The 6104-nt window shown below is 32.9% G+C and carries 7 protein-coding genes; 2 read left to right on the top strand and 5 right to left on the bottom strand.

The genetic code is table 11. From position 1 onward, the window contains the following. Positions 1–316 precede the first annotated feature (316 nt). Complete coding sequence (locus F1Z66_RS13740; protein WP_149864201.1) at positions 317–907, top strand: nitroreductase family protein; 591 nt, start codon at positions 317–319, stop codon at positions 905–907. A gap of 268 nt (positions 908–1175) precedes the next feature. On the opposite strand, the gene F1Z66_RS13735 is transcribed toward F1Z66_RS13740, so the two are convergent. Further along, the gene (locus F1Z66_RS13735) at positions 1176–1796 is read right to left on the bottom strand and encodes a hypothetical protein (protein WP_149864200.1); all 621 of its coding nucleotides are present in this window, start codon (positions 1794–1796) and stop codon (positions 1176–1178) included. Between the two features lie 199 nt (positions 1797–1995). Between F1Z66_RS13735 and F1Z66_RS13730 the strand changes: the two genes are divergently transcribed. Then, a complete protein-coding gene (locus F1Z66_RS13730; protein WP_149864199.1) occupies positions 1996–2259 on the top strand; it encodes a hypothetical protein in 264 nt (87 codons plus the stop codon). A 73-nt stretch (positions 2260–2332) separates the two neighbouring features. Here the strand turns inward: F1Z66_RS13730 and F1Z66_RS13725 are convergent, their stop codons facing one another. The 4 genes from F1Z66_RS13725 to F1Z66_RS13710 form a co-directional block, all read right to left on the bottom strand. Then, a complete protein-coding gene (locus F1Z66_RS13725; protein WP_149864198.1) occupies positions 2333–3316 on the bottom strand; it encodes an NAD(P)/FAD-dependent oxidoreductase in 984 nt (327 codons plus the stop codon). A gap of 54 nt (positions 3317–3370) precedes the next feature. Next, positions 3371–3601, bottom strand: a complete 231-nt coding sequence (locus F1Z66_RS13720) for an Lrp/AsnC ligand binding domain-containing protein (protein WP_159357644.1) — start codon at positions 3599–3601, stop codon at positions 3371–3373. A 95-nt stretch (positions 3602–3696) separates the two neighbouring features. Further along, positions 3697–4545 carry a sugar phosphate isomerase/epimerase family protein gene (locus F1Z66_RS13715; protein ID WP_149864196.1) on the bottom strand — a complete coding sequence of 283 codons (849 nt, stop codon included), beginning with the start codon at positions 4543–4545 and terminating at the stop codon, positions 3697–3699. 46 nt (positions 4546–4591) lie between these two features. Next, positions 4592–6046 carry an alkaline phosphatase family protein gene (locus F1Z66_RS13710; RefSeq protein WP_159357643.1) on the bottom strand — a complete coding sequence of 485 codons (1455 nt, stop codon included), beginning with the start codon at positions 6044–6046 and terminating at the stop codon, positions 4592–4594. Positions 6047–6104: the final 58 nt, after the last annotated feature.

Below are 6104 nucleotides of genomic sequence, written 5' to 3'. Positions count from 1 at the left end.
CAGAAAACTTTGATGATTATTTTCCGTGCAGGTTAAAGAATTGTAAGTTAAAGCATGTACAGAATTGGCTACGGTTATTTGCCGACTATCATAACAAAAAGATAAAACCTGTTAACTGAACAGAGCCTAAATTTTAAATAGAACATTTTTATATTTGATTTAAATTATAAGTTATATTCCACCTAAATCAATTTTTGAAATAGTTGTTTGGTTAAAATAGAAATATATTTATATACATAATATTTAATTATGCAATCTTTTAGTATGACACGGTTATCTTATAGTATTATTGGAAGATAATCGTATTTTAGATAGAATGTTTCCTTCTGACATACTCCCTAAAGTATACCCAAAAGAGTTTGACCCGCAGGACAAATCAGAGGCTGACGATATCTTAAATAGTAACATTTTTAACGTGATGCTCAATAGGAGGTCACAAAGAAAATTTGAGGACAAGGAAATAGAACCATGGAAATTAGATATAATATTTGCTGCAGCTGATACTGCTCCAACTGCTGGAGGATTTCAAGGATTTGAAATATTCCATGTTACAAAAAGTGAAACAAAACAACAACTAGTGAAGGGGGCTAACAACCAACCTTATGTTAACGCACCATTAGTTTTAGTATTTTGTATAAACCCCGCTAGAATTAAATTAAAATTCGATTCAACTATCCTTCACAAGTTTTCAATTCAAGACGCAACACTTGCAGCAGGATATGCCCAGCTTGCGGCTCATGCCTTGGCTTTAAGTTCAATATGGATTGGGATGATAAATGAAAACATGGTAAAAGAAAGTATTGGAACAAATTTACAACCCTCTTCTATTCTTTGCATAGGCTATCCTAAAAAAATCCTTTTACCAAAGCCAAAAAGAAACCTAACGGATCTTATCCATACCATATAGGGGTGATGTTTTTTCCTTTGGTAAAACTTGGGATGGATTTATCAACGTAAATAAATTATGTATTGAAAATTTAAAAAAGAAGAAGAATTTTTTTTGGTAATCAATCAGAGAATCTCTACATATATTTTGAAAACCAAAACTACGACTAAAATATTAGAAATTATATGTTTAGAGGAAAAGGTGTAACAGTAATAAAAGGTTAATTTAATTTAATTTAATTTAAAATAGTCCAAGTTATCAAACAAGAATTACAAAAACAAAAAAAGAATTAGTTGTATAGTGCAGTGTATGGAAGGTTGAAAGATTCGTAAAGCTCAGATACACTTGTGGATGATTTGTCCAATTTATTGTTGAAACCTGGCATTTTATCTTCAATTACCTTTTTAGAATGAATTTTGTCTTCGCTGCCATCGTCGTCATCACCGCTACTGGTTACGTGATTTACATTATTTGTTTCAAGTGGCTTGTCTGAAGTAAATCCTTTATTTAGATTGATTGGTTTTATGATGTTATCTGGTGGTGAAGCAAATGCAGGTGCATTTGAAGCAATATTTTGAGGAGTGCCTTTAACTAAATCTACATTATTTCCCACATCATTGTCTGCTTGATCTTCATCATCTTCGTCGTCGTTTGAGGTTGATGCTGCTGCTGCTGCACTGGATTTATCATCCGAATCATCGGTTCCATTGCTTGCGTCTTTATGACACGTCGTCACTGTGTTTGTTTTACCGTCAGAAGAGTCACTGTCACCCTTTGTATTGCAATTTATAGAATCAGCTACTGCCATAGAAGAAGATATCGGACCCATCCCAATAGTGAACGCCAAGGTAAATACTGCTACTACTAGAATACTTGTTTTTTTCGCAGGAAAAATTTTAGTACTGGTCATAGACTTAAAGGATTTTAGTTTTATAATTTATATCGAATTTGAATAATGTTGCAGTAAAAAATTGCTAACTAAATTAGATTGTTAATTGTACCATCTTATTCTTCTTTGGTATCGACTCCATAAATTTTAGACAAATGAAATCCAAAATTTTAAAGACAAGACTTAGTCTAATAAGGTAGTAGTAGTAGTATTATTATTAGTGGTAGTTGAAGTAAATTTGTCACAGAATTCTGAATTAAAAATCAAGATAGATAAAGCCAAGCACAAGAAGTTAATAACAATTATAGAGGATTTGTATGAAGGAGCCGCTCTCGAATCGCCTGAAATTGAGGAATTTTTAAAGTTCACGTTGTTTATTGTATTTGATGAGTATGACAAAAACAAGGAATCTATCGGTAAATTTTACAAAGCCAATTTACAAAATTATTTAAAAAGCAAAAATATGGAATCCCAATTCCCATGAGATTATCCAACACCGACTATAGTATGCCATCAACTTTATTCTGTGCCTGCAAACATACTGTTAAAGTTGGATACTAATAATGAAATACTGTATCACCAATAGTTTTCTTCCAATCAGACCTAATACCTGGTTTGCCTTTTAACTTCTCTATGTAATTAAAGGCAGAAATTCCCGCTGCTGCACCGTCACCACAAGCTGCCACTATTTGCTTATATGGAATGTTTGTAGCGTCACCTGAAGCAAAAACCGCTGGGTGGGTAGTCTTGCCTCCTTCCGTTACTTCTATTTCACCCTTGGTATTGATTTTAATCAGATGTTTGATAAAATCAAGATTAATTTTTGATCCCATCTCGATGAACAAACCATCTACATTGATCGCTTTTTCAACTCCGCTATTATCTTTTAATTTAATCTCCTGCAAGTAGTTATCCCCATTCACATACGTTACTGAGCTATTTGGCACCAGTTCAACGTTACTCTTTTTTTTCAAAGACTCTATCATGTCTTTGTCTCCACCTAATTGTCCGCCTCTATAAACTAGATATACCTTCGAAGCCATTCTGGAAAGCAAAATTCCAGACTCAAGCAAATATCCACCAACGCCAACTGTGGCAGTAATCCTACCCTGGTAAAAGGGAGCATCGCATTTGGTACAGTAATGTACTCCTTTATTCTGAAACTTTATTTCGTTTTCAACGCCTAAATTATTAGGAACTTTTCCTGGAGCTAAGACTAATGCTTTGGTTCTGTACTCACTCCTTGTTGTTTTAACAGACAAATCTGTACTACCCTCTATCTCGTCAACCTTAACTACAGTATCGTAAACCATTTCGCCATTAAAAGTCAAATACTGATTTTCCAAAGTCTTTGCCAGTAATGGTCCACTAGACATGATTGTTCCAGGGTAATTCTCTAACTTGGGAATAAGATTTAACTGTCCTCCAAGATCCTTTGAAATAAGTAAGCATTTTGCTCTTTGTCGAGCAATAAAGATACCTGCCGATAATCCTGATGGTCCAGCACCTACTACTATAACTTCATATTCTTCAACAACCATAATTCAAATCACTCAAAATTTTGTTGTATATTATAAATTCTTCTGCTTCCACTCTTAAGCGACAGAAATCAAAGTAGTAAGATTTTCAATGCCACCAATTGAATGTAAATTGTTATCAATTTCATTTTTTATTTGTTGCAAATCATCCGATTCAAAAATAACAAGAATATCGTAAATACCATATACTGATTTCACAGCTTTTACACCAGCAAGTGACTTTACTTGATCGATTATACTTGCCTGATTTTTATGATTAACATTTAATAAAACATAGGCTTCGCTCAACTTTACTAAATTAATGGTCTTAGGTTTTGTTAATAAATCTTGATGTAAAGAAACTTTATCTTAGCTAAATATCAATGGCCCGACTAATATTTTCATTATTTAATTGTTGAATCTAAATTTTTTATAAAGTCAAAGCCTGCTCTAATTTTCTCATTATAGTTTGTTGTTTGAGAAATGGTAGGCTCAAAGCTGATAAAATGATCGTAATTAATTGACTTTAATGCACTAATAATATTTTTAAAATCTATATGTCCTTCCCCTGGCATCTTTCTATTGTTATCTGCAAAATGCATATGAGATAATTTATCTTTGGATTTAACGATGGTGTTGACAAAATCATCTTCTTCTATATTCATATGAAACGTATCTAACATGAGAAACAAATTGTCGCAATCTTGTAATATAATTTTCGCATCTTCACAATTGCAGCAATATGGGGTTGAGTACCTGTTTAATGGTTCCAAAACTATTTTCACATCTTGCTCCATTGCATAATCTGATAATAATCTTAATAATGGTACACATCTTTTTAATAAAATATCCTTTTCATTTTTTATGATATTGTTATGAGTAACATCTAAATACTCTATAGGGTCAGAAAATAAGCAAATATTAAATACTTTGCCACCAATGAATCCACACATATCTATGCAAGACCTTACATATTTTTCCGCGTGTTTTACTATACAGTGGTCCTTGCTTAGCAATCTTCTTTTCCAACCACTTTGACTCGATTTTCCCCACATCCCGGTTATACCTGATACATTCAAGTCAAAAGTTGAAAGCATTTCTTTGTAATATTGCAAATCAATCTTCTCAGGTTCTCCAAACATTTCGATATTCTTAAAGCCGCAGCTAGAAATATTTTCAAGTGTTTTAGTATCACTTTCATTCATCTTTTGAAACGAAGATAATGTTATAGAATACGAAAACAAAGAATTCATAAAAGCTTTCTCAATACTCCATTACCATAAATGAAAATATTTAAAGCTAAAATCTACTGCTTAATATACCAAATATATCCAAACAATCCATAAGCGGTAACCCATCTAAAGTTTGACCCGGTTTGTTAATTTTTCTGGATGAGACAAATGCCGATAACCCTTCTTTGGTTTCAACATTGCATGGCCTTCCATGAGATCCCTTGATCAACGAGGTGTTTGTAGATATGGATTTTTTTATAGGATCAAAGAAAAGGTCAAGAGGATCATAACCTGGTTTTCTGTGAATATCGACAGTTTTAGTAAAAGTTGGCGCCTTATCACTGCCTTCACCTGCATTTGATTCCTTAGTACCATGATTGCTAAGAGAAGGATCAGTATTTTCTTCAAACCACCAATAATAACTAAACCACTTGTCTTTCTCTGCGATAACAATAAGCTCACCACTTCTTTCGTGATCAATGTGTAGATTTCTTTTTTCATCAAGATCGCATACCGTCTCAATTCCTGAGATATCAGCTAAAATTTTTTTGATCTTTTCTTTTGATTCTTTGCCCTCATTATTTAGATAAATATGGGCTATTTGATGATCGACCATGGCAAAAGCATGACTAAACTCAAAATCAATGTATTCTTTACCTTTAATGGTCCTGACTTTTAGCAAGCCCTTTTCTCTCAGTATCCTGTTTATTGGAACAGCCCCATTAACATCATTGAAGCCATACTCAGAGATAAGTATAAACTCTGTTTCATCATATATTCCTGCACTTTTAACTGCGTTGATTATTTTTCCGACACTTTCATCAATTTTTTGCAAGTCATTAGTTACTTCTGGACTTGATTTACCAAATTTTTGGGCAGAGTAATCAATTTGTGGAAAATATGCAAATAATAGTTGGGGTCGATTGTTCTCTATTGTATATTCAACAGATTTTGTTATCCAATCAGAGGAGTTGAATGATGCAAATGGTCCCCAATAATTTAGCAAATTAAATTCGCCAATTTTTTGTGCTAGTCTTTCATAGTAATCTACTGGTTTTGAATAGCACCACATATCCATCTGGCCATTTTCCAAATGAATGGGTCGTGGCGATATCACAAGATCATTATTTGAATACATTGAATTCTGCCAAAAAAGTAGAGCAGTCTTAGCAGATTGATTCTTTTGTTTGATATGATCCCATATTTTCTCTGATTGAACCAGATTAGTAGATTGTTCCCAAAACAAAGTCTGAAGGTTTACCCTATCAAACATTCCATTTGATATTATTCCATGTTCGTTTGGATATTTTCCAGTCAATATACTTGATTGAACTGTACAAGTTACTGATGGAAATACTGGTTTCAGATAACCAAATTCTCCTTCTTGTTGCACTAAACCAGAGATGTTTGGAATTTTTGAATCTGAAGAAGCAGAATTATAAGAAGATAAAAGATGTTTCACATCTAAACCCACTATGTCTAAAACAACAACGTATTTTGATAAATTTCTAGAATGTGACAATATCACATTGTATTATTATATATATCATTTAATCTTTATTGGAAGACTCTTACTCAAG

Source organism: Candidatus Nitrosocosmicus agrestis (genome assembly GCF_008389435.1).
Lineage (GTDB): Archaea > Thermoproteota > Nitrososphaeria > Nitrososphaerales > Nitrososphaeraceae > Nitrosocosmicus > Nitrosocosmicus agrestis.
The sequence above is the reverse complement of the archived record's forward strand: the minus strand, read 5'-3'. Positions and strand labels throughout refer to the sequence as shown.

What these genes read in the sequence shown, in the direction of transcription:
- F1Z66_RS13740 (WP_149864201.1), top strand. Translation starts at nt 317, where the DNA reads ATGTTTCCTTCTGACATACTCCCTAAAGTATACCCAAAAGAGTTTGAC.
- F1Z66_RS13735 (WP_149864200.1), bottom strand. Translation starts at nt 1,796, where the DNA reads ATGACCAGTACTAAAATTTTTCCTGCGAAAAAAACAAGTATTCTAGTA.
- F1Z66_RS13725 (WP_149864198.1), bottom strand. Translation starts at nt 3,316, where the DNA reads ATGGTTGTTGAAGAATATGAAGTTATAGTAGTAGGTGCTGGACCATCA.
- F1Z66_RS13715 (WP_149864196.1), bottom strand. Translation starts at nt 4,545, where the DNA reads ATGAATTCTTTGTTTTCGTATTCTATAACATTATCTTCGTTTCAAAAG.